Annotated in this window: 18 protein-coding genes; 8 read left to right on the forward strand and 10 right to left on the reverse strand. The window is 61.8% G+C overall.

Going from position 1 to position 23596, the window contains the following annotated elements:
* Positions 1-72: 72 nt before the first annotated feature.
* The 7 genes from ACYCFC_RS15980 to ACYCFC_RS16010 all read right to left on the reverse strand — a co-directional run bounded on the left by ACYCFC_RS15980 (position 73) and on the right by ACYCFC_RS16010 (position 8381).
* Positions 73-954, reverse strand: a complete 882-nt coding sequence (locus ACYCFC_RS15980) for an ABC transporter permease subunit (RefSeq protein WP_459654014.1) — start codon at positions 952-954, stop codon at positions 73-75.
* 11 nt (positions 955-965) lie between these two features.
* Positions 966-2117, reverse strand: a complete 1152-nt coding sequence (gene potA / locus ACYCFC_RS15985) for a polyamine ABC transporter ATP-binding protein (protein ID WP_181084640.1) — start codon at positions 2115-2117, stop codon at positions 966-968.
* 85 nt (positions 2118-2202) lie between these two features.
* Complete coding sequence (locus ACYCFC_RS15990) at positions 2203-3291, reverse strand: polyamine ABC transporter substrate-binding protein (RefSeq protein WP_459652209.1); 1089 nt, start codon at positions 3289-3291, stop codon at positions 2203-2205.
* 200 nt (positions 3292-3491) lie between these two features.
* Positions 3492-4589, reverse strand: coding sequence for a polyamine ABC transporter substrate-binding protein (locus ACYCFC_RS15995; RefSeq protein WP_181084644.1), 1098 nt, complete (start codon positions 4587-4589; stop codon positions 3492-3494).
* 219 nt (positions 4590-4808) lie between these two features.
* The gene (locus ACYCFC_RS16000) at positions 4809-6167 is read right to left on the reverse strand and encodes an aspartate aminotransferase family protein (protein WP_459652210.1); all 1359 of its coding nucleotides are present in this window, start codon (positions 6165-6167) and stop codon (positions 4809-4811) included.
* 71 nt (positions 6168-6238) lie between these two features.
* A complete protein-coding gene (locus ACYCFC_RS16005; RefSeq protein WP_181084650.1) occupies positions 6239-7597 on the reverse strand; it encodes a glutamine synthetase family protein in 1359 nt (452 codons plus the stop codon).
* Positions 7598-7634: 37 nt separating this feature from the next.
* Complete coding sequence (locus tag ACYCFC_RS16010) at positions 7635-8381, reverse strand: gamma-glutamyl-gamma-aminobutyrate hydrolase family protein (RefSeq protein WP_459652211.1); 747 nt, start codon at positions 8379-8381, stop codon at positions 7635-7637.
* Positions 8382-8625: 244 nt separating this feature from the next.
* On the opposite strand from ACYCFC_RS16010, the gene ACYCFC_RS16015 reads away from it, so the two are divergent.
* The 3 genes from ACYCFC_RS16015 (at position 8626) to aguA (ending at position 12161) form a co-directional block, all read left to right on the forward strand.
* Positions 8626-10002 carry a glutamine synthetase family protein gene (locus ACYCFC_RS16015; RefSeq protein ID WP_181084654.1) on the forward strand — a complete coding sequence of 459 codons (1377 nt, stop codon included), beginning with the start codon at positions 8626-8628 and terminating at the stop codon, positions 10000-10002.
* Between the two features lie 177 nt (positions 10003-10179).
* Positions 10180-11061 (forward strand): N-carbamoylputrescine amidase, encoded by an 882-nt coding sequence (gene aguB / locus ACYCFC_RS16020; RefSeq protein ID WP_181084656.1) that lies wholly within the window; start codon positions 10180-10182, stop codon positions 11059-11061.
* Between the two features lie 2 nt (positions 11062-11063).
* Positions 11064-12161: an agmatine deiminase gene (aguA, locus tag ACYCFC_RS16025; protein ID WP_459652212.1), complete on the forward strand. Its 1098-nt coding sequence runs from the start codon at positions 11064-11066 to the stop codon at positions 12159-12161.
* Between the two features lie 247 nt (positions 12162-12408).
* Here the strand turns inward: aguA and ACYCFC_RS16030 are convergent, their stop codons facing one another.
* Positions 12409-13398: a GGDEF domain-containing protein gene (locus ACYCFC_RS16030; RefSeq protein WP_423835658.1), complete on the reverse strand. Its 990-nt coding sequence runs from the start codon at positions 13396-13398 to the stop codon at positions 12409-12411.
* Between the two features lie 296 nt (positions 13399-13694).
* Here ACYCFC_RS16030 and ACYCFC_RS16035 point away from each other — a divergent pair, with 296 nt between their 5' ends.
* From ACYCFC_RS16035 to ACYCFC_RS16055, 5 genes are all read left to right on the forward strand, one after another.
* On the forward strand, positions 13695-16238 hold the full coding sequence (locus tag ACYCFC_RS16035; RefSeq protein ID WP_459652213.1) for a PAS domain S-box protein: 2544 nt from the start codon (positions 13695-13697) through the stop codon (positions 16236-16238).
* 97 nt (positions 16239-16335) lie between these two features.
* Entirely contained in the window at positions 16336-16722 is a 387-nt protein-coding gene (locus ACYCFC_RS16040) for a response regulator (protein WP_181084665.1), read from the forward strand.
* 34 nt (positions 16723-16756) lie between these two features.
* Entirely contained in the window at positions 16757-19153 is a 2397-nt protein-coding gene (locus tag ACYCFC_RS16045) for a PAS domain S-box protein (protein WP_459652214.1), read from the forward strand.
* Entirely contained in the window at positions 19150-19536 is a 387-nt protein-coding gene (locus ACYCFC_RS16050; RefSeq protein WP_181084668.1) for a response regulator, read from the forward strand. Before ACYCFC_RS16045 ends, ACYCFC_RS16050 begins: the two co-directional genes overlap by 4 nt.
* Positions 19529-21157, forward strand: coding sequence for a diguanylate cyclase (locus ACYCFC_RS16055; RefSeq protein WP_181084670.1), 1629 nt, complete (start codon positions 19529-19531; stop codon positions 21155-21157). Before ACYCFC_RS16050 ends, ACYCFC_RS16055 begins: the two co-directional genes overlap by 8 nt.
* Before the next feature lie 146 nt (positions 21158-21303).
* Here ACYCFC_RS16055 and ACYCFC_RS16060 read toward each other — a convergent pair whose 3' ends face one another.
* Together ACYCFC_RS16060 and ACYCFC_RS16065 are read right to left on the reverse strand one after the other, a co-directional pair.
* The gene (locus ACYCFC_RS16060) at positions 21304-22779 is read right to left on the reverse strand and encodes a DUF3360 family protein (RefSeq protein WP_181084672.1); all 1476 of its coding nucleotides are present in this window, start codon (positions 22777-22779) and stop codon (positions 21304-21306) included.
* Between the two features lie 211 nt (positions 22780-22990).
* Positions 22991-23557, reverse strand: a complete 567-nt coding sequence (locus ACYCFC_RS16065) for a DUF4124 domain-containing protein (RefSeq protein ID WP_459654015.1) — start codon at positions 23555-23557, stop codon at positions 22991-22993.
* Between the last annotated feature and the right edge of the window lie 39 nt (positions 23558-23596).

The raw sequence follows: 23596 nt of genomic DNA on the forward strand, positions 1-23596 counted from the left end.
TGCCCTCCAGCTGTTTGGCCATGCTTCTGGATGAAAAGACTGTTGAACAGGACGGGGCATCGCTCGGGTAGGTCATAGCTTGCCCTCCAGTTCCTTCGCCTGGTTCCTGTTGAACAGAATGATCGGCACGATCAGGATCGCCAGCATCACCACCGCCAGTGCCGAAGCCACCGGCCAGTCGCGGTTGTTGAAGAACTCCTGCCAGAGAACCTTACCGATCATCAGCGTCTCCGGGCCACCGAGCAGTTCGGGGATGACGAACTCGCCCACCACGGGAATGAACACCAGCATGCAGCCGGCGACGATGCCGTTCTTCGACAGCGGCACGGTGATTTTCCAGAAGCTGGTCAGCCGCCGGGCGCCCAGATCGGACGCGGCTTCCAGCAGGCTCAGGTCGTGCTTCACCAGATTGGCGTAGAGCGGCAGGATCATGAACGGCAGGTAGGAGTAGACCACGCCGATATACACCGCAAGATCGGTGTTGAGGATCTGCAACGGCGTATCGATCAGGCCCATGCCCAGCAGCAGGCTGTTGAGCAGGCCGTTGCTGCTGAGGATGCCCATCCAGGCGTAGACGCGGATCAGGATCGCGGTCCAGGTCGGCATCATGATCAGCAGCAGCAGCACCGTCTGCAGGTCCTTGCGGGCGCGGGCGATGGCATAGGCCATGGGATAGCCGACCAGCAGGCACAGCAGGGTGCTGAAGAAGGCGATCTTCAGCGAACCGGCATAGGCGGCCAGGTAGAGATCATCCTCGCTGAGGAAGATGTAATTGCCGAGGTTGATCAGCACCTGCAGCTGTTGATCGGCGTAGGCGAAGATATCCGTGTACGGCGGGATCGCCACGTCCGCTTCGGCGAAGCTGATCTTCAGCACGATGGCGAACGGCAGCAGGAAGAACAGCATCAGCCACAGGAAGGGGACGCCGATGACCAGTCGGCGCCCGGTGTTCAGCCGCACCCGACTCATGCCTGCAGCACCACGCCGCTGTCGCTGAGCCAGTGCAGATACACCTGCTCATCCCAGGTCGGCCATTTTACGTGGCGCTCGGCGTTGGCAACGAAGGCCTGCAGCAGCAGCCCGGATTCCAGCTTGATGTAGTACACCGAATGCCCGCCCAGATAGGCGATGTCATGCACGATACCCTGCACCCAGTTGTAGTCGGGCAGCTCCAGCTCCGGCTTCTCGATGCTCATCAGCAGTTTCTCGGGACGCAGGGCGAAGGTCACGCGCTTGTCCTGGGCGCGGGTGCTGATGCCATGGCCGACATAGATCGGTCGCTCCAGCTGCGGACAGGCGATCACCGCGTGGTCTTCGGCATCCTCGATCAGTTCACCATCGAACAGGTTGACGTTACCGATGAACTCGCAGACCAGCCGGCTGGCGGGGGTTTCGTAGATATCCATCGGGCTGCCGACCTGGGCGATCCAGCCGATATGCATGATGGCGATGCGTTCGGCCATGGTCATGGCCTCTTCCTGGTCATGGGTGACCATCACGCAGGTCACGCCGACGCGCTCGATGATCTGCACCAGCTCCAGTTGCATTCGCGAGCGCAGCTTCTTGTCCAGCGCGCCCATGGGCTCATCAAGCAGCAACAGCTTGGGCCTTTTCGCCAGCGAGCGAGCCAGGGCCACGCGCTGACGCTGGCCGCCGGACAGCTGGTGCGGTTTGCGCTTGGCGTACTGGGTCATCTGTACCAGACCCAGCATCTCTTTGACGCGCTCGTCGATCTCCGCCTTCGACAGACGATCCTGCTTGAGACCGAAGGCGATGTTCTGCTCCACGCTCATGTGCGGGAACAGCGCATAGGACTGGAACATCATGTTGATGGGCCGCTCGTAGGGCGGCATGTCGGTGATGTCCTGGCCATCGAGGAAAATGCGGCCTTCGGTCGGTCGCTCGAAACCGGCCAACATGCGCAAAAGTGTCGACTTGCCCGAACCGGAGCCACCGAGCAAGGCGAAGATCTCGCCCTGATGGATGTTCAGTGAGACATCATCGACCGCTACCGTTTCGTCGAATTTCTTCGTGACGCGGTCGATCTTCAGCAGCACCTGCTTGTTCTGGCTCTCACCGGTGAGGGCCTTTTTGTAGGCGCTGGAGGCAACGGCCATGCGCGAACTCCCGATTGAAAGAAATGAGCCCGGACACCGCCGGATCTATCGTCTTGAAAAGGCCGGGCAGCGCCCGGCCACGTCGTCACTGGCCAGACTTGAGCTTGGTCCAGGTACGTGTCATCAGCCGCTGGATTTTCGGCGGCAGCTCGTTGTTGACGAACAGGCGATCCAGCACGTTCTGCGGCGGATAGATGGACTGGTCCTGGCGAACCTCGGGGTCCATCAGCTCGCCGGCCTTCGAGTTGGGATTGGCATAACCGACGTAGTCACTGACCGAGGCGATCACCTCGGGCCTGAGCAGGAAATCGATAAAGGCATGAGCCTGCTCGGCATTCCGCGCATCGGCAGGGATGGCCAGCATGTCGAACCAGAGGTTGCCGCCTTCCTTGGGAATGGCATAGGCGATATCGATGCCCTTGCCGGCTTCATCGGCGCGAGCCGCAGCCTGGAAGACGTCCCCGGAGAACCCGGCGGCAATGCAGATATTGCCGTTGGCCAGGTCGGAAACATATTTGGACGAATGGAAATAACGCACGTATGGCCGAACTTCCTGCAATTTGGCTGCAGCCTTGGCGTAGTCGTCCGGATCTTCGCTGTTGGGGTCCAGCCCCAGGTAGTTGAGCACTGCCGGGATCATTTCATCGGCCGAATCGAGAAAGGCGATGCCACAACCGGCAAGCTTCTTGGCATTCTCCGGCTCGAAGATCACAGCCCAGGAATCGACCTTCTCGATACCCAGCGCGGTAGACACCATCTCGACGTTGTAGCCAATGCCGTTGGTGCCCCACAGGTAAGGCACCGCATAGGCGTTGCCGGGATCGTTTTTCTGCAGTTGCTTGAGCAGCGCCGGATCGAGATTGTCCCAGTTCGACAGCTTGCTGCGGTCCAGCTTCTGGAAGGCGCCGGCGCGGATCTGCTTGCCGAGGAAGTGATTGGAAGGCACCACCACGTCATAGCCGCTGCGACCGGCGAGCAGCTTGGCCTCAAGGGTTTCATTGGCATCGAAGACATCGTAGACGGGCTTGATACCGGTCTCTTTTTCGAACACCTCAAGCGTTGTTTCGCCAATGTAATCCGACCAGTTGTAGATATGCACACTAGCGGCCTGGGCAGAAACGGTGCCGCTGATGGCGGCAACGGCGATAAGAAGCGACTTCAGCGTGAAACGCATGGAATTGTCCTCTTGTTACAGGCCGCGCGTGCACAGCGGACGAAAGGCGGGCTATTTATTGGAAAAACCCCGGGAAATCAACTGGTCTGATACAAAAAGCCATACTTCGTGCCCGTACAGGCTGCCGCCCCCTTTGCCAGCGGTGAGGAAGCAGCCTGCCGGCTCGCACAGGTCGCAGACCCGGCGAGCCTGGTCGGGTATCAACGACCGGATTTGATTCGCGTCCAGCTGCGGGTCATGGTGCGCTGGGTCTTGGCGTCGAGGTCAGTGAAGGTATAGAGCTTCTGCAGTACGTCCTGACTCGGATAGATACCCGGATCGGTACGGATCGCCTCGGCCACCAACGGGGTAGAGGCCGCATTGGCGCTGGGGAACTGCACGTAGTCGACGATGGGCGCCATGACTTCCGGCTTCATCAGGTAGTCGAGAAACACATGGGCGTTCTCGACGTTCCTGGCATCGGTCGGAATCGCCAGCATGTCGAAGAAGCTGCCCGCGCCTTCCTTGGGAATGTTGTAACTGACGTTGACGCCGTTCTGGGCGTCCTCGGCACGCGACTTGGCCTGGTAGATGTCACCCGAATAGCCGATGGCCACGCAGATGTTGCCGTTGGCCAGGTCGGAAATGTATTTCGAGGAATGGAAGTAGGCCACATGCGGACGGATCTGCAGGAACAGTTCCTCGGCCTTCTTCAGCTCGTCGGCCTTGCTGCTGTCCGGTGCGAGCCCCAGGTAATGCAGGGCCGCCGGCAGCATTTCGGTGGGCGAGTCGAGAAAGGCGACGCCGCAGGATTTCAGTTTCTCGATATTTTCCGGCTTGAACACCAGATCCCAGGAATCCACCGGCGCGTCTTCGCCCAGAGCGGCCTTGACCTTCTCGGCGTTGTAGCCGATACCGATGGTGCCCCACATGTAGGGAACCGAATACTGGTTGTCCGGATCGCTGGTCTGCAGCGCCTTGAGCAGATCCTTGTCGAGGTTGTCCCAGTTCGACAGCTTGCTGCGGTCCAGTTTCTGGAACACGCCAGCCTTGATCTGCTTGGCCAGGAAGGGGTTGGACGGCACCACCACGTCATAGCCGGAGCTGCCGGCCAGCAGCTTGGCTTCCAGCACTTCGTTGCTGTCGAAAACGTCGTAGACCACCTTGATGCCGGTTTCCTGGGTGAAGTTGCTCAGGGTGTCTTCGGCAATGTAATCGGACCAGTTGAATACGTGCAGCACCTTCTCCTGGGCCTGGGCAGCACCGGCTACCGCGCCGGCCAGCGTCATCGCTAAGAGGGTCTTGGCAAAGGGTTTCATCCGTGTGGCTCCTGTTGTAATCGTTTGTTTTTGGCTTACAAGTCAGCAGAAGGCGAATCGCATCGCTTCCCTCGGCTTAACCGAGCAGCGAACAGGCTGTGCCGATTCGACACAGCCTCGGGAAGCCTGGCAAAAGCACGCGCGCAGTCTGGCAAGGTCGATGACGGTTTTTCAATAACCCGAGCGCAGTTCTCATGCATTCGTAACGATAGTAGCTCCTCAGCCAAGCGCTTCCCTGGCGGTTGCATCCAGACACAGCCGGGCCTTGTCGATCAGCTCGTCGATCTGCGCCTCGTTTATCACCAGCGGCGGCGAAATGATCATGGTGTCGCCTACCGCACGCATTACCAGGCCATTGCGGAAACAGTGCTCGCGACAGAGCATGCCCACGCCCAGCGCAGCGAAACGCTCGCGGGTTTTCTTGTTCTTCACCAGCTCCAGCGCGCCGAGCATGCCGACGCCCCGCGCCTCGCCCACCAGCGGATGCTCGGCCAGCTCCCGCCAGCGGGACTGCAAGTAGGGTGCCGTTTTCGCCTTGACCTGCTCGACGATCTTCTCTTCGCGCAGAATACGGATGTTCTCCAGCGCCACCGCAGCAGCCACCGGATGCCCCGAGTAGGTGAAGCCGTGGTAGAACTCGCCGCCTTCGTTGAGGGTCTGCACTACTTCGTCGCGCACCACCACGCCGCCCATGGGGATGTAGCCCGAGGTCAGACCCTTGGCGATGGGCATCAGATCCGGTGCGAGGCCGTAGTAATCGCTGCCGAACCATTCGCCGGTACGGCCGAAGCCGCAGATGACCTCGTCGGCAACCAGCAGAATCTCGTAGCGTGCGAGGATTTCCTTGAGCTTCGGCCAGTAACTGTCCGGCGGGATGATCACCCCACCGGCGCCCTGGATCGGCTCGGCGATAAAAGCGGCAATCCTGTCCTCGCCCACCTCGAGAATCTTGCGTTCCAGCTGTTCGGCGACGCGCACGCCGAATTCCTCCGGCTCCAGCTCGCCGCCCTCGCCGTACCAGTAGGGCTGGTCGATATGCTCGATACCGGGAATCGGCCCGTCGCTCTGATCGTGCATGGCCTTCATGCCGCCGAGGCTGGCGCCAGCGATGGTCGACCCGTGATAGCCGTTCCAGCGACCGATGACCACCTTCTTCCCGGGTTTACCCTTGATCGCCCAATAATGGCGCACCATGCGCAACACGGTGTCGTTGGCCTCCGACCCCGAGCCGGTGAAGAACACATGGTTCATCCCCTCGGGGGCGATATCGGCAATCGCCTTGGCCAGGGCGATGGCCGGCGGGTGGGCGGTCTGGAAGAACAGGTTGTAGTAGGGCAGTTCACGCATCTGCCGGGTCGCGGCCTCGACCAGCTCCTCGCGCCCGTAACCGAGGTTGACGCACCAGAGCCCGGCCATGGCATCGAGAATCCTGTGGCCCTCGCTGTCCTGCAGATAGACGCCCTCGGCGCGCGTGATCACCCGCGTACCCTTGGCATTGAGCGCCTTGAAATCGGTGAACGGCGGCAGATGATGGTCGCGGCTCAAGGCTTGCCAGTGCAGGGTTTGCGAATCGCTCATCAGTCACCTCTTGGTTGGATTTGCGTGTGTTATCGGTGGATGAAAAAAGCGTCATCCACCCTACGACTGCTTTACACCGAGAGCATCAGGAATTCCCGCTCCCAGGAGCTGATCACCCGATGGTAATTCTCCTGTTCGGTGCGTTTGACCGCGACGTAGCCGGTGATGAATTTCGGGCTCAGGTACTTGCGCAGCTCGCGGCAGCTTTCCATGCGCTCCAGCGCGGCCTCCAGGGTCAGCGGCAGGCGCAGGTTGCGCCGTTCGTAGCCACGGCCCTTGACCGGCGGGCTGGGGTTCAGCTCCTCGATCATGCCGATGTAGCCGCACAGCAGGCTCGCGGCGATGGCCAGATACGGGTTGGCGTCGGCGCCCGGCAGGCGGTTCTCCAGTCGGCGGTTCTGCGGGTCGGAATCCGGCACGCGCAGCCCCACGGTGCGGTTTTCCTCGCCCCACTCGACATTCACCGGCGCCGAGGTATCGGGCAGGAAACGGCGGAACGAATTGACGTTGGGGGCGAACATCGGCAGCAGCTCGGGAATGTACTTCTGCAGGCCGCCGACGTGGTGCAGGAACAGCTGGCTCATGGAACCATCGGGGTTGGAGAAGATATTCCGCCCGGTCTCGATATCCACCACGCTCTGGTGCAGGTGCATGGCGCTGCCCGGCTCGCCGGTCATCGGCTTGGCCATGAAGGTGGCGGCGACGTTGTGCTTGAGCGCGGCCTCGCGCATGGTGCGCTTGAACACCAGGATCTGGTCGGCCAGGTGCAGCGCTTCGCCGTGACGGAAGTTGATTTCCATCTGTGCGGTGCCCTCCTCGTGGATCAGTGTATCCAGATCCAGGCCCTGGGCTTCGCACCAGTCGTACATGTCCTCGAACAGCGGATCGAACTCGTTCGCGGCATCGATCGAGAACGACTGCCGGCCCGTCTCCTGCCGGCCCGAACGCCCGATCGGCGGCTGGAACGGCAGGTCCGGATCCTCGCAGCGCTGGGTCAGGTAGAACTCCATTTCCGGCGCGACGATGGGCTGCCAGCCACGGTCGGCATACATCTTCAGTACGCGCTTCAAGATATTGCGCGGCGATATCTCGATGGGGTTGCCCATCTTGTCGTAGGTGTCGTGAATCACCTGAGCGGTCGGCTCGATGGCCCAGGGCACGAGGAACATCGCATCGGGGTCGGGCCGGCAGAACATGTCGATGTCCGCCGGGTCCAGTAGCTCGTAGTAGATGTCGTCCTCGACATAGTCGCCGGTGACCGTCTGCAACAGCACACTTTCGGGCAGGCGCATGCCCTTTTCGCCGAGAAACTTGCTGGTCGGCGAGATCTTGCCCCTGGCAATACCGGTCAGGTCGCTGATCAGGCACTCCACTTCGGTGATCTTGTGTTCTTTCAGCCAGCCGGTGAGCTGGTCGAGCTTGCTAGTCATGATGACCTCTGATTGCGGTTATGCGCGGTGGGTCCACTCAACGCTGTGCAGCATGCGCCCGGCAGGCTTCGGCGAAGCCCTGGAACAGCGCCAGGTAAGCCGGGTGTTCATGTACTTTCCATTCCGGGTGCCATTGCACACCGAGGGCGAAGCTCGGCGCCGCCTCGACGGAGAAGGCCTCGATCAGCCCGTCAGGCGCCAGCGCCTCGATACGCAGCCCTTCGCCCAGCCGTTCGACACCCTGCCCGTGCACCGAATTGACTCGGATCTCGGCGGGCAGGCCAAGGCGCGCCAACATGCCATCCGGCTGCACATGCAGTGTGTGACTCAGGCCATATTGCACCTCGACGGGGTCCTCGGGACGCTCGCGGTGATCCTGATAAGGCCCTGCTTCATGCACTTTCTGGTGCAGGCTGCCGCCAAAGGCCACGTTCATCTCCTGGAATCCGCGACAGATACCGAACACCGGAATGCCGGCATCCACCGCCTCGCGAATCAACGGCAGCGTCATCTGATCACGCGAAGGGTCGTGCGGCGTATCCGGCTCGCTGGCCGGCCCCTGATAATGATGGGGCTCGACGTTGGACGGCGAGCCGGTGAACAGCAGGCCGTCGAGACTTTTCAGCAGGGTCTGCCGGTCGATCAAGTCGCCCAGCGCCGGTATCACCAGCGGCATGCCGGCAATCGCCGCAGCACGCAGATATTTGTCGCCGGCGATATGAAAGCCGTGGTGGCCGATCTGCCGGGTACAGGCGCAAACGCCGATCAGTGGCATGCGAGACATGGAATACTCGTCTTGTCAGTTGGGGCTCATCGAAGAGTAGTCTTGTTCATTTTTATAGACAATAGATTGCAAGACGACCTTCGTCAGGGCCTGCAAGCGAAGATTCCCGCGCCCCATAAATGCCCGCTGCAGCCCAGAATGAGGCACTCTCGCGCTGCTATTGACAGCCGCAAGGCTTTTCGATTGACTCCAATCAAGCCGTTTTGATGATTGAAATTTTTAACAATATTTAAGGTATCTCATCATGCAACCGCCGCCGCGTGCCGTTCAGCTCAATGAAGCTAACGCATTTCTCAAGGAACACCCGGAGGTCCAGTACGTCGACCTGCTGATCGCAGACATGAATGGTGTGGTGCGCGGCAAGCGCATCGAACGCGCCAGTCTGCACAAGGTATACGAGAAAGGCATCAACCTGCCGGCCTCGCTGTTCGCCCTCGACATCAATGGCATCACTGTGGAAAGCAGCGGGCTGGGCATGGATATCGGTGATTCGGACCGCATCTGCTTCCCCATCCCCAACACCCTGAGCAACGAACCCTGGCAGAAACGCCCCACCGCGCAGCTGCTGATGACCATGCACGAACGCGACGGCGTGCCTTTCTTCGCCGATCCGCGCGAAGTGCTGCGCCAGGTGGTGAGCCGCTTCGACGAGCTGGGTCTGACTATCTGCGCGGCCTTCGAGCTGGAGTTCTATCTGATCGACCAGGAGAACATCAATGGCCGCCCACAGCCGCCGCGCTCGCCGATTTCAGGCAAGCGACCGCACTCTACCCAGGTCTACCTGATCGATGACCTCGACGAGTATGTCGACTGCCTCCAGGACATCCTCGAAGGTGCCAAGGAGCAGGGCATACCCGCCGATGCCATCGTCAAGGAAAGTGCGCCAGCGCAGTTCGAGGTCAACCTTCACCACGTAGCCGACCCGATCAAGGCCTGCGACTATGCCGTACTGCTCAAGCGGCTGATCAAGAACATCGCCTACGACCATGAGATGGACACCACCTTCATGGCCAAGCCCTATCCGGGCCAGGCCGGCAACGGGCTGCACGTGCACATCTCGCTGCTCGACAAGCAGGGCAACAATATCTTCGCCACTGACAACCCGCTGGAAAGTGAAACCTTGCGTCACGCTATCGGCGGTATCCAGCAGACCATGGCCGCATCGATGGCCTTCCTCTGCCCCAACGTCAACTCCTATCGCCGCTTCGGTGCCCAGTTCTACGTACCCAATGCGCCGTGCTGGGGGCTGGACAACCGCACCGTGGCGCTGCGCGTGCCAACCGACAGTCCGGACGGGGTGCGCATCGAGCACCGTGTCGCCGGCGCCGACGCCAACCCCTATCTGCTGCTGGCCAGTGTCCTCGCCGGAATTCACCACGGTCTGACGAATAGAATCGATCCGGACGCACCCATCGAGGGCAACTCCTACGAGCAGGTCGAACCGAGCCTGCCGTCCAACCTGCGCGATGCCCTGCGCGAGCTGGACGACAACGAGATCATGGCGCGCTACATCAGCCCGGATTACATCGACATCTTCGTTGCCTGCAAGGAAAGCGAACTGGCCGAGTTCGAGCACTCGATCTCCGATCTCGAATACAACTGGTATCTGCATACGGTTTAAAGCCGAAAGCCGACAAAAACGCTGAAGGCTGAACGAAAGGCACGCAACGGCTCTGCTTTTCGTCCAGCCCTCCAGCCTCCAGCGCTTTTATCGGCTTCAATCGCCTTTATCGTCTTTTCCAAACTTCCCGCCTAAAATCCACTCCATTTCCAAACGCCCCAATTCAACGAGGCCGTCATGACCCGTACCGTTACTGTCGCCGCCACCCAGATGGCGTGCTCCTGGGACCGCCAAGCGAACATCGCCAAGGCCGAGAAGCTGGTTCGCGAAGCGGCCGCCAAGGGCGCCCAGGTGATCCTGATCCAGGAGCTGTTCGAAACCCCTTACTTCTGCCAGAAGCCCAACCCCGAGTATCTGCAGCTGGCCACCGGCGTGGAGGACAACCCCGCGATCCAGCATTTCCAGAAGATCGCCAAGGAGCTGGCGGTGGTGCTGCCGATCAGCTTCTTCGAACTGGCCGGGCGCGCGCGCTTCAACTCCATCGCCATCATCGATGCCGACGGCACGCTGCTGGGCGTCTACCGCAAGAGCCATATTCCGGACGGCCCGGGCTACCACGAGAAGTACTACTTCAATCCCGGCGACACCGGCTTCAAGGTCTGGAACACCCGCTACGCCAGGATCGGCGTGGCCATCTGCTGGGACCAGTGGTTCCCCGAGACCGCGCGCAGCATGGCGCTGATGGGCGCCGAACTGCTGTTCTACCCGACCGCCATCGGCAGCGAGCCGCATGACCCCAACATCACCTCGCGCGACCATTGGCAGCGCGTCCAGCAGGGCCACGCCGGCGCCAACCTGATGCCGCTGATCGCCAGCAACCGCGTAGGCACCGAGGAGCAGGACGGCTACGACATCACCTTCTACGGCTCCTCGTTCATCGCCGACCAGTTCGGCGAGAAGGTCGAGGAAATGGACCGGACCAGCGAAGGCGTGCTGGTGCATGAGTTCGATCTCGATCAGCTGGAACACATCCGCAGCGCCTGGGGCGTGTTCCGTGATCGCCGCCCCAATCTCTACGGCCCGATCAGGACCCTGGACGGCTCGCAGCCTTCGGAATAGCCATGACTACCTTGAGCCGCACCCCGCGCACCGACGGTTACTTCATGCCCGCCGAATGGGCGCCGCACAGCCAGACCTGGATGGTCTGGCCGCAGCGCCCCGACAACTGGCGCGAACAGGGCGCCCCGGCACAAGCGGCGTTTGCCGCGGTAGCCAGGGCCATCGCCCGCTTCGAGCCGGTCACGGTCTGCGCCAGCGCCGGGCAGTACCTCAACGCCTGTCAGCAACTCGACGACCCGCGTATCCGGGTGGTGGAAATGAGCACTGACGACGCCTGGGTCCGCGACACCGGGCCGACCTTCGTCATCGATGGCCGGGGCGGTCTGCGCGGCGTCGACTGGACCTTCAATGCCTGGGGCGGCCTGGATGGCGGGCTTTACGCTGACTGGCAATGCGACGACGAGGTGGCGCAGAAAATCCTGCAGATCGAGCGCTGCGCGCGCTACCGCACCGAAGGCTTCGTGCTCGAAGGCGGCGCGATCCACGTCGATGGCGAAGGCACCCTGATCACCACCGAGGAATGCCTGCTCAATCGCAACCGCAACCCGCAGTTGTCCCGCGAGCAGATCGAGAACGTGCTCGCCGAGCACCTGGCCATCGACAAGGTGATCTGGCTGCCCCACGGCCTGTACAATGACGAGACCGACGGCCACGTCGACAACTTCTGCTGCTTCGTGCGCCCCGGCGAGGTGCTGCTGGCCTGGACCGACGACCCGACCGATCCCAACTTCGGGCGCTGCCAGGCGGCACTGCGCGCGCTGGAGCAGGCGCGCGACGCGCGTGGGCGAGCGCTCACCGTACACCGCATGCCGATTCCCGGACCGCTGCATGCGAGCGATGAAGAGTGCGCCGGCGTGCTCATGCTGGAAGGCAGCCAGCCGCGCGATCCGTCGATCCGCCTGGCCGGCAGCTATGTGAACTTCCTCATCGTCAACGGCGGCATCATCGCACCAAGCTTCGACGATCCATTCGATGCCGAAGCCGAAGCCATCCTGCGCCGGCTGTTTCCCAAGCATGAGGTGGTGATGGTGCCGGGCCGGGAAATCCTGCTGGGCGGCGGTAATATTCATTGCATCACCCAGCAGCAGCCACTGCCGTAGGGCCTGGCGATGGCGAGGGATTGTGCCTTCAAACCCGGATTACGCCTTCGGCTAATCCAGGCTACGGTCTGCACATGGCTTTTGTAGGAGGGGCCTTGGCCGCGAACGGAGCCGCGCCGATGGTTCGGGCATTGATTCGCGGGCATGGCCCGCTCCTACGGAAGGATTCACCCACCTCAGGCACTCGCAACAGCCAACCGGGGCATAGCCCTATCAAAAGCCACTCCCCTCGTTCGCCGCTGCGTCGCTAGCCGACGATCACCTGGTTCTTGCCCAGCCGCTTGGCGGTATACATCGCCGCATCGGCGCGGGCGAACAGCGCGCTGAGGTCCGGGTCGTCAGCCTTGAGGTAGGTCACGCCAAGGCTGATGGTTACGCCGAAACGCTTGCCGCCGCGGGCGGAGAACAACAGTCGCTGGATTTCCCGCTGCAGACGTGCGGCAATCTGTTCGGCGAGGCCAGGCTGGCAACCCGGCAACAGCAGCGCGAATTCTTCACCGCCAATACGCCCGAACAGATCGCCACGACGCAACACCGACGCACCGCACTGGGCAACGCGCTGCAGCACCTGATCGCCCATCTGATGGCCGTAGGTATCGTTGATCCGCTTGAAGTCATCGATATCCAGCAGCTGGAACGCCAGCGGCGTAGCGTATTGCCTGGCCAGCTCGAATTCGCGCTGGGCGCACTCGAAGAAATGCCGGCGGTTGCTGCTCTGGGTCAGCACGTCAGTGGTTGCCAGGCGCTGCAACTCACCTTCGAGCTGCTTTTTATCCGTAATGTCTTCGGCGATACCTACGATGATCGGCCCATGAGCGCTGTCGGCGCCGCGTGCGACAAAGCATTTGTCGCTGATCCAGCGCAACTGACCATCACCACGAATGATGCGATACTCGCGCTCTTCGATAGCCCCCTTGCCGAGCACATCGTTCAGGGTTTTCTGCGCGTACTCCAAGTCATCGGGATAGACGCTGTTGCGCCACTCATCGAAATCCGCCAGCAGCAAGGCAGCCGAACGACCGAATATCCGTTCGTAAGCCGGACTGACATATACCATCTGTCGGGATTGCCAGTCGAAGGCCCAGAGCACCGCATTGACGGCACCCACCAGCGTACTGAACAGCTGCTCACGCTCGCTCAGCCGCGCGACCTCGGCACGGGCATGCATCAGGCCCAGAAGGGTCTGCGTCTCGGTCGCCGGTTCGGCTTCGGTCGCCATCTCGCTTTGCTGCTTCAACGGGGTCATACCTGCCATCCAAACAGGCGCCAGGCACCGATGAACATCATCGGGCTGTCACGCAATGCAGTTCAGAGAGTGTCGAAGATTCAAAGTTCCGGTGGCCGCCAGCTTCCCGACAGGAGCCTTGCGCAGGACTTCTATCGCGTGCCTGGAGCGCTACAATTCTGTCACGCTTGACGCTACCAGGCCGCAAAGCTGACGCGCCAGCGCACGGCATGCGAGAATCCACCCAGATAGCATTTAGCCATTAGCGCGCAAGTGTTTATCTTCTCAATACCCCGACCGCCGGTGCCATGCCCATCACCCGTACTTCCCGTTCCGCCGATCCACGCTGGCTGCTTGGCGTTGGCAGCCTGCTGCTGGCCTTGCTGTTCGGCGGCCTCGCGCTGAACGACTATCGCGCCCGTGACGCGGTCCTGAAACTGCAAAACGAGAATCAGGGCAAGCTGCAGGCGCTGGCTGTACAGAGTGCGCAACAACACCTGCTGCAGCAAGGCAAACTCTTTGCCACAACGCTCGCGACAGCCCCTCAAGTGCTGCGCCTGGTACGTCAGGCCGACCAGAAGCTGCGCCAGGGAGCTTCGATTGACGGGACGGAGCTGCAGCTTATCCGCGAGCGTCTGGCCCAGGAGCTGGCTCCAGCCTGGCAGGCACTGCAAAGCCATCAAGCGCTCCAGCTGCAGATCTACTGGAGCGAGGCCGGCATAGCACTGCTACGCATGCAGGAGCCCGAGACCTTCGGCGATGCAGTCGCCGATCACCGGCAATTACTCTATGCCGCCCTGCACAAGGGGCAGATGACATTCGGCCTGGATATTGGCCGGCACAGCATCGGCAATCGTGCCATCGCTCCGCTGCGCGCCGGCGACAGTCCGGAGAGCCCGGTCATCGGTGCACTGGAAGTCGGCTTCGGCATCCTTCCGGAGCTTTCCGTGCTGGGCGACCAGCTCGATGCGGGACTGGGCATTCTGGTCAATCAGGCCGAACTGGAAGAAGTATTCTGGACACGCCCCGTGGGCGTGCACCTCGACGGCCTGAATGGCTGGCTGCTGCAGGCCCACTCGACGCCGCAGATTCTTCACTGGGCGGCCCAGCGCGCTCTGCTCGCGCCAGAGTCGAGCCACACGCTGCAACTGCTGGAATCCGAAGGCCGGCGTTTTCTGCTCAACCAGATTCCACTGCACGACGCCCGAGCGCAGGGTGATCCGTCACGCCCGGCGATGGCCGTGGCGCTGGTCTGGCGGGACATCACCATGACGCTTGAAGAGCATCAGCAAACCGAGCGGCGACTGCTGGTGAAATGGGGGCTGGCCTGGCTGATCACCGAAGCGCTGCTGTTGGTTCTCGGCTGGCTGCTGCATCGACGCGCCATCGTCCAGCGCCAGCACGACAGCGCCTTGCGCGCCAGCCAGGAGCACCTGGCCTCGCTGTACCGCCTGGCGCCGGTGGGCATCATGCTCAGCCGCCTGGAGGATGGTGCGCTGCTGGAGTGGAATCCCGAACTGCAGCGCGTCAGCGGCTACTCCGACACGCAATTGACAGGGTGCAACGTGCGCAGCCTGCTGCCTGGCCCACGCAACGGCGTGACCGCCGTCAAACAGTTGCTGCAAAAGGGCTGCTACGGCCCGCACGAGACAGAGCTGCGCCGACAGGACGGAAAACGGGTGCCGGTACTGCTCAACGGCACGCTGATCAGCGGAGCCGATGGTCGTCTGCTGGTCTGGTCCATCGTTCAGGACATCACCGCACGGGTCACAGCCGAGCAAGAAACCAACGAGCGCGAACGCTATTTGCGCCTGCTGATCGCCAATGTGGTCGATGCCATCATCATCATCGACGCACGCGGCATCATCGAGACGTTCAACCACGCCGCCGAAGACATCTTCGGCTACGGCGAACAGGAAGTGCTGGGCCACAACCTGTCGATGCTGATGCCCGAGCCGCACCGCGCCGCCCATGACGGCTATCTGCGCGACTACGAAAAACGCGGCGAGGGCCGCGTCCTCGAGCAGAATCGCGAACTGGTGGCGGTGCGGCGCAATGGCGAAACCTTCACCATCGAACTGCGCGTCTCGGAAATCAGCCATCGCGGCGAACGCAAGTTCATCGGCCTGGTACGCGACATCACCGAGCGCAAGCGCATCGAACGCATGAAAAGCGACTTCGTCTCTATCGTCAGTCACGAGTTGCGCACACCGTTGACCTCGATTTCCGGCGCTCTGGGGCTGATAACCGGCGGCGCCCTGGGCGAAGTGCCGGTGCCCATCCGGCAGATGCTCGACATCGCGCAACAGAACAGTTTCAGGCTCGGAATGCTGATCGACGACTTGCTGGACATGGACAAGCTGATCGCCGGAAAAATGCAGCTGCGGCTGCGCATCCAGCCGCTGACGCCCCTGCTGCAAGAGGCGCTGTGCACCAATCAGGGCTATTTCGAGCAGTACAGTGTGCGTTGCGAACTGGGCGAGCTGGAAACGGCGCAGGTATCGGTAGACGAACACCGCCTGCAGCAGGTGCTGGCGAACTTCCTCTCCAATGCCGCGAAATTCTCGCCGACAGGTGAAGTCGTAACCTTGAGCAGCAAGCGCCTGGGTGATCACATTCGTGTCAGTGTCACGGACCGGGGGCCGGGGATTCCGCAGATGTTCAGGGAGCGCATCTTCCAGAAGTTTTCCCAAGCCGACTCCTCCGACACACGCCAGAAAGGCGGCACAGGCCTGGGCCTGGCGATCAGCAAGGAGCTGATCGAGCATATGCACGGACGCATCGGTTTCGACGCCGAACGCAGCCAGGGCGCCTGTTTCTGGTTCGAACTGCCCGTTCACGACGCTTCATGATGGATATTTTCTACCAGGTCGTTTTTCAACAGACTGCTACTGGCAAATTGCGCACTGTTCGCTTACACAAGGTGCCAGGCCCTATGGAGGTAACCGCATGACCGAGCTGAAACGGATTTTGCACGTCGAGGATGACCCGTCCATCCAGGCCGTGGCCAAGGTGGCGCTGGAAGTGATTGGCGGCTTCGAGGTGCTCAGCTGCGCGTCCGGGCAGCAGGCGGTGGAAGCCGTCGAGCAATTCGCGCCGCAGTTCATCCTGCTCGATGTGATGATGCCCGGCATGGGTGGTCCGGAGACGCTCGCCAGACTGGGCCAGCGTGTGGACCTGAGCACGATTGCGGTCGCGTTCATGACCGCCAAGGTTCAGCCGGGGGAGATCGAGCATCTACGCAAACTGGGTGCGCAGGAGGTAATCATCAAGCCGTTCGATCCGATGCGACTGGCCAGCCAGATCCAGGCCATCTGGGAAGCCCGCCATCCATAAGCCCACCTTTCAGCCCAGCAAGACGGAACAGCACATGGAGTCACCGAAAGCCAATCCGACCCCTTCGCGCGAACTGTCCCGTCTCGCCGCGCTGCTGCGCTATGAAATCCTCGACACCCCGAACGAAGACGCTTTCGACGATTTCACCTATCTGGCGGCGCAGATCTGCGATGCCCCCATCGCATTGATTTCACTGGTCGATGATCATCGCCAGTGGTTCAAGAGCCGTCTCGGCCTGGATGTCAGCCAGACCCCGCGCGAGATTTCCTTCTGCACCCATACCATCGAAGGCCAGGGCATCTTCGAGATCAGCGACGCTCTGCAGGACCCGCGTTTTCAGCAGAATCCGCTGGTGACCGATAGCCCACACATACGCTTCTACGCCGGCACCCCACTGACCTCCCCGGACGGCTACAACCTCGGCACCCTGTGCGTGATCGATCGCCAGCCACGACAACTCGATGCCGCCCAGCGCGAAGCACTGATCCGCCTCGCTCGGCAGGTCATGCGGCTGTTCGAGGAGCGCCTGCAGGCCCAGCGCTACGCCGAGCAGGCGGCCATGCAGCAGGCACTGCTCAATAGCGCCGCAAGCGCCATGCTGGTGACCACCGCCGATGGCCATATTTCAGCCGTCAACCCCACTGCCGAGCGCCTGTTCGGCTACAGCGAAGCGATGCTGATCGATCATCCACTGACTTCCGCGCTGTTCCCCAGGGAAGCCCTGGAACGCCGCGCCGCCATTCTCAGCGACGCCCTGGGCGAAACCATCACGGCGGATTTCGCCGTCCTCACCGCGCCGCTGTTCGAAGGCCGGCGTGAAATGCGCGAATGGCGTCTGCGCCACCGCAACGGCACGGAGGTACCGGTGCTGGTGAGCGTCTCGGCGATCCATGACGAGCACGAACTGCTGCGCGGCTATATCGTCAGCGCCTACGACCTGGCCCATCAGGAACATCTGCAGTTGCGCCTGCAACAGATTGCGGCGCAGGTGCCGGGCTTGCTGTTCCAGTTCTGCTGGCATCCCGATGGCAGGAGTTCGTTTCCCTACGTCAGCCAAGGCATCGAGGCCATCTATGGGCTGAGCGCTGCCGAGATGGAGTCGAGCATCAGCCCGATCTACAGCAGAATCCATCCCGATGACCGCACACGGGTGCTGACGAGTATCCGCCATGCCGCCAGCACCCTCACACGCTGGCATTTCGAGCACCGCATCGAGCATCCGCGCAAGGGCCTGATCTGGGTCGAGGCGCGCGCCACGCCGATGCGCCAGGCCGACGGCTCGGTGCTCTGGCACGGCCTGGTGACCGACATCACCGAGCGCAAGGCCGAACAGCTGGAACTGGACAAGCAGCAGGAAATGAACCGGCGCCTGCTCGAAGCGCTGTCCGAAGCCGTGGTCGCCTGCGATGCCGAGGCCAATCTGACCCTGTTCAACAACACCGCCCGTCTCTGGCACGGCCTCGATGCGCAGCAACTGCCGCCGCATAAATGGCCCGAGTACTACCACCTCTATCGGGCCGATGGCGTGACGCCGCTGCCCCTGGACGAAGTTCCCCTCATGCGCGCCCTGCGTGGCGAGCATATCCGCAACGTCGAGATGACCATCGTCCTGCACGGCAACGTCCGCCACGTGCTGGCCAATGCCGACCCGATGTTCGCCTCCGATGGCCAGCAGAACGGTGCGGTGGTGGTCCTGCACGACATCACCGAACGCAAGCACGTCGAGAAACTGCAGCGCGAATTCGTCTCTACGGTCAGTCACGAACTGCGTACCCCGCTGACCTCCATCACTGCTTCGCTGGGGCTGATCTGCGGCCAGGTGATGGGCGAGGTGCCCGAGCATCTGCAGGAACTGCTGGACATCGCCAACCAGAACAGCAAGCACCTGAGCGCCCTGATCGACGACCTGCTGGATATCGACAAGCTGTACGCCGGCAAGATGCGCTTCAGGCTCGAACTGCAGCCGCTGCAGCCCCTGCTTGAGCAGGCCATGCGCAACAACCAGGGCTACGCCAGTAGCTACACTGTGACCATCAGGCTTGGCGAATGCCCGCCGGCACAGGTCAGGGTCGATACGATGCGGCTGGTACAGGTATTGAGTAATCTGCTGTCCAACGCGGCCAAATTTTCCCCGGCGGGGGAAAGCATCGACCTGTTCGCCGAAAGCGTTGCCGAGGACCGTGTGCGCATCAGCGTCCGTGACCGAGGGCCGGGAATCGCCGACAGTTTTCGCGAACGGATCTTCAGCAAGTTCGCCCAGGCGGACTCATCCGATACGCGCCAGCAGGGTGGAACCGGCCTTGGCCTGGCCATCAGCAAGGAGCTTATAGAACACATGGACGGCCAGATAGGTTTCGACTCATCTCCTGGCGCGGGCGCCTGTTTCTGGCTCGAACTGCCCTGCTATCCCACCGATGACCAGCCCTCATGAGGCCGCTGCAACGTATCCTGCATGTCGATGACGTGCCTTCGATCCAGGTGGTGACACGTATCGCCCTGGAGAAACTCGGCGGCTTCCAGATCCTCAGCTGTGCCAGTGGCGCCGAAGCGCTGGCGCAGGTCCGCCAATTCGCTCCGGACATGATTCTGCTGGACCTCGAACTGCCACAGATGGACGGCATCGCACTGTTGCATCAGCTCTCGCGGCTGGTCGACCTGCAACGCACGCCGGTGGTGCTCCTGACCGGCCACAATGAACCAGGCGACCTGGCCGAACTGCGCCACCTGGGGGTCCGCCAGCTGTTGCTCAAACCCTTCGATCCACTGCAACTGGCGACACAGCTCAACGCAATATGGGAAGCCGAACATGAGTAACGCCGAAGCGCTGCACAGCCAGCTGCAGGCCTTGACCGACAGGTTCGCCGAACGCCTGCAGCAGGAACTGCCGGAGCTCGATCAGCTCGCCGAAGCCCTGCAACAGGCCCGCGAGGGCGAGCAGCGTCGACAGCTGATGCTCGTCATCCACGAGCGCCTGCACCGCCTCGCGGGCACGGCCGGCACTTTCGGCTTTACCACCCTCGGTCAGCAGGCACGCCTGCTGGAACAGCGCGCCGACCGCTGGCTGGAAGCCACCAAGCCCAGCGGCCAGGCCCTCACCGCCTTCGTCCGCGCAGTCCGCCTGTGGACCGCCGAGACCCAGACCCGCGCACCCGAAAACCTGCCCGATGCCCCCCTGGAAAGCCACGAACAGCTGCAGGCCGGCTGTCGCATCTTCCTGCTCGAAAGCGATCCCGATGCCGGCCATGAAATGTGCCAGACGCTGGGCAACTTCGGCTACGACGTGTTGCGCTTTACCCAGCCGGAACAATTGCAGGCCGCCATCGAAGGACAATTACCCGATGCCCTGATCGTCAGCCAGCACGATGGCGAGCTGGCCGCGGTCAGCGCCCTGCAACAGCGCCTCGACACCCCGCTGCCGCTGCTGGTGATCAGCCAGCGCAGCGACTTCGACAGCCAGCTGGCCGCCGTGCGAGCCGGGGCGCAGGGCTATTTCACCCGGCCCGTGGACACCACCCAGCTGGAAAACAGTCTTGAACAGTGCCTCAACCTGCAGCAGAGCGAGCCCTATCGCATCCTCATCGTCGATGACGATGCCGACCTTGCCGCGCGCTACAGCCTGGTGCTGCGCAATTCGCAGATGCTGGTACAGACCCTGAGCGATCCCAGCCAGCTGTTCGACACCCTGTATGCATTCAACCCGGAAGTACTGCTGCTGGATGTCAACATGCCGCTGTGTTCCGGCCCCGAGCTGGCGCAGATGATTCGCCTCAACGACGAATGGCTGCGCCTGACCATCATCTACCTGTCCGCCGAAACCGACATCAACCGGCAGATGGCCGCGCTGCTCAAGGCTGGCGACGACTTCATCACCAAGCCCATCAGCGACAACGCCCTGATCGCCGCAGTGTTCTCCCACGCCCAGCGCGCCCGCTCGCTGAGCACCGCACTCGCGCGCGATAGCCTCACCGGTCTGCTCAAACATGCCGACATCAAGGAACAGGTGACACTCGAAGCGCAGCGAGCGCAACGCAGCGGCAAACCGACCAGCGTGGTCATGCTCGACCTCGACCACTTCAAGCAGGTCAATGACCGATACGGCCACGCGGCGGGCGACAACGTCATCCGTTCTCTGGCCAACTTGTTGCGCCAGCGTCTGCGGCGTATCGACAGCCTGGGCCGCTACGGTGGGGAAGAGTTCGTTGCCGTGCTGCCCGAATGCAGCGCCGAGCAGGCCAAGGTCGTTTTCGACGAAATTCGCCAGCGCTTTGCGGCGCTGACTTTTCATGCCGGCCCACGCACCTTCAATGTCTCGCTCAGCGCCGGCATCAGCGAAACCAGCGACGAGTCCCAATCCGGAACCCTGCTCGAACGCGCTGATCAGGCACTCTATACCGCCAAGCACAATGGTCGTAATCAGGTTCAGATAGCGCAGTAAGCAGCTGAAGGCTGAAACCTTGCGGGTTGGCGAGCCTGCAAGGTCTTGTTGAAGTCGCTTTGCTTCACAGGGTTGAGGCACCCCTGCTGATCCTGAAATTTCACACCTGTCCCAGGATCAGCGCAGCGTTATTGCCGAATCAGCCGTCACAGATCGTGGCGGAACGACTCGAACAGTGCCGGAATACCCGGAAACATACCGATACCCAGCATCACGCCGCAGAGTACGATGAACACCACCAGCGGAATGATCCAGCGGTGCAGGCGGCTCAGCGACTGGCTGTGCTCCTTGTCACCGATCAGCCCCATGTTGTCCAGCAGCACGGTCAGTGACCAGCCGAACACCGGGTTCACCAGCGCCGAGGAGAACACCACGATGGCGGCCGACTGCGACGTCTTGCCCTCGCGGGTCATCTGCATGCCCGCCTCCAGCAGCGGCAGAAACACCCCTACCAGCAACGCCACACTGAGCACCGGTGGCCAGATCGCCAGGTCCATCGGATAACCCCAGAGCGCGGCGATCACGCAGAGCAGGCCGGTCAGCAGCGCACCCGCCGGAATGGGTCGTTTGGCGATGGCTGCCGGCACCAGGAAGGTGCCCCAGGAAGATGCCAGGTTACCGCCGCCCAACGCAGTGCCGACCACCTGCCGCGCCGCCGCCACGCACATGGTGTCATCGATGTTCATCAGCACTTTCTGCGCCTTCGGCGGGTAGTTGAGCTGCTGGAAGATACGATGACCGAGGAAGTCCGGCGACCACATCGCCACAGCAAGCACAGCGAAGGGGAAGACCGCGACGAAGTGATGCAGCTCCGGCAGACCCAGTTGCCAGCCGGTGTTTTCACCCCACCAGTAGGCAGGGTTGAGATTGGGAATACCCGGCTCGGTCTGGAACTCGAAAGGCGCGCCCAGCGCCAAAGCAATTACCGCAGCCAGTGCACAACCGAGGGGAATCGCCAGCCAGCGCAGACGAATGTGCTCCAGATAGGCATACATCACGATGGTCGCGAATACCACGACGAAGGCGATGTAGCCCATATCGAAGCCATTGGCCCAGTTGAACAGCACCTTGATCTGCGACGTCATGCCGATAAAGCCCAGATACAGCAGCAGACCGCCGCAAACCCCATCGCTGGTCAGGCGCGCCAGCAGGCTGCCGCCCTTGAAGGCGCCAAGCGTGAAACCCAGCACGCCGACCATGATCCCCAGCGCCATCGGATGGCCGCCCGAGGCAACGATCAGTGGAATCATCGGAATCAACGGGCCGTGGGTACCAGCCAGATTGCTCGTCGGATTGAGGAAGCCGGAGAACACCACCACGAACAGAATCGCAGCGATCAGCATCTCGAAGCGGACATTTTCAATGATGAAATCATTGGACAGTCCCAGCGGCCCGGCAAAGGCTGCGACGATGGCCGCCACCATGACGATCTTGCCGATGGTCGCCGCCATCGCCGGGACCCAATCCTCGTATTCGAAACGGTAATCACGAAACGGCAGGTTAATCCCCCAGCGTTTCGGCGCCATGATCTCCAGTTCATGCTCGAGATATTCCGAGCGCGTGGCGAAATTTTCCTTTGGTTTGTGGAGCTCCTGGTAACTGCTTAGGTCCCTATCATTCATGCCAATCAGCTCTACCAAAAAATTGTCGCAACACTACAGACAGACCTGCGGCAACTCACCACGACCTTGAAAGTATTGAGCTAGAGCGGCTGATATGATAGCAAGCAAGCTATGCATTTAAGCGATCATGGTTTTGAAAGCCTCGCCGCATGAATGTGACGAGGAAGATGCGGCATCAGATCACGCCGCGAAAGGAACAGGAAATGGGCGCTTACTGCGCTTGGCCGAGCAATTCGGCAATGCGCTGACGATCACCGGCGAAACTGGTCTGCGCCTCGGCCCGCACCGTCTCGTATCGCCTCAGGTCACGCTGCAGGCTGGCCTGCTCCTTGACTAGATTGGCAATCTGCGCCAGCAGGTTTTCCGGGACATCGCGCCCCGCTCGCTCGTGATTGGCTGCCTGTTGCTGCAGATTGCCCTGCTGGTTGCGCAACGCCTGCAGATTGCCCTGGGTCAGGCCGATCACACTGTCCAGCTCGGCCAGCCGTCGCGCCTCGGCCCGCTGCACATCCTCGACACTGGCGTACAGGCGCAGCAATCGTGCATCCGCAGCGGCACGCGCCTTGTCCGTCTGCAGCCGCTCGAACTCTTCAGCAGTGGGCGCCGGCGGGATTTCCCGGATGACACGCCCCTGCTCGTTGAGCACCTGATAACCGCGACCGATATGCTGCGGCGGAACACCATGACGATCGAGCACCACCACACCGCGATCATCCACATAGCGATAGAGTTCGGCAGACGCAGCCAGTGCCGGGGCCAGCAGGCCCAGCATCAACATCAAGCGAATGACTGGCGGTTTGCGCATGCCGGAAACTCC

This window comes from Stutzerimonas sp. NM35 (assembly GCF_054604355.1).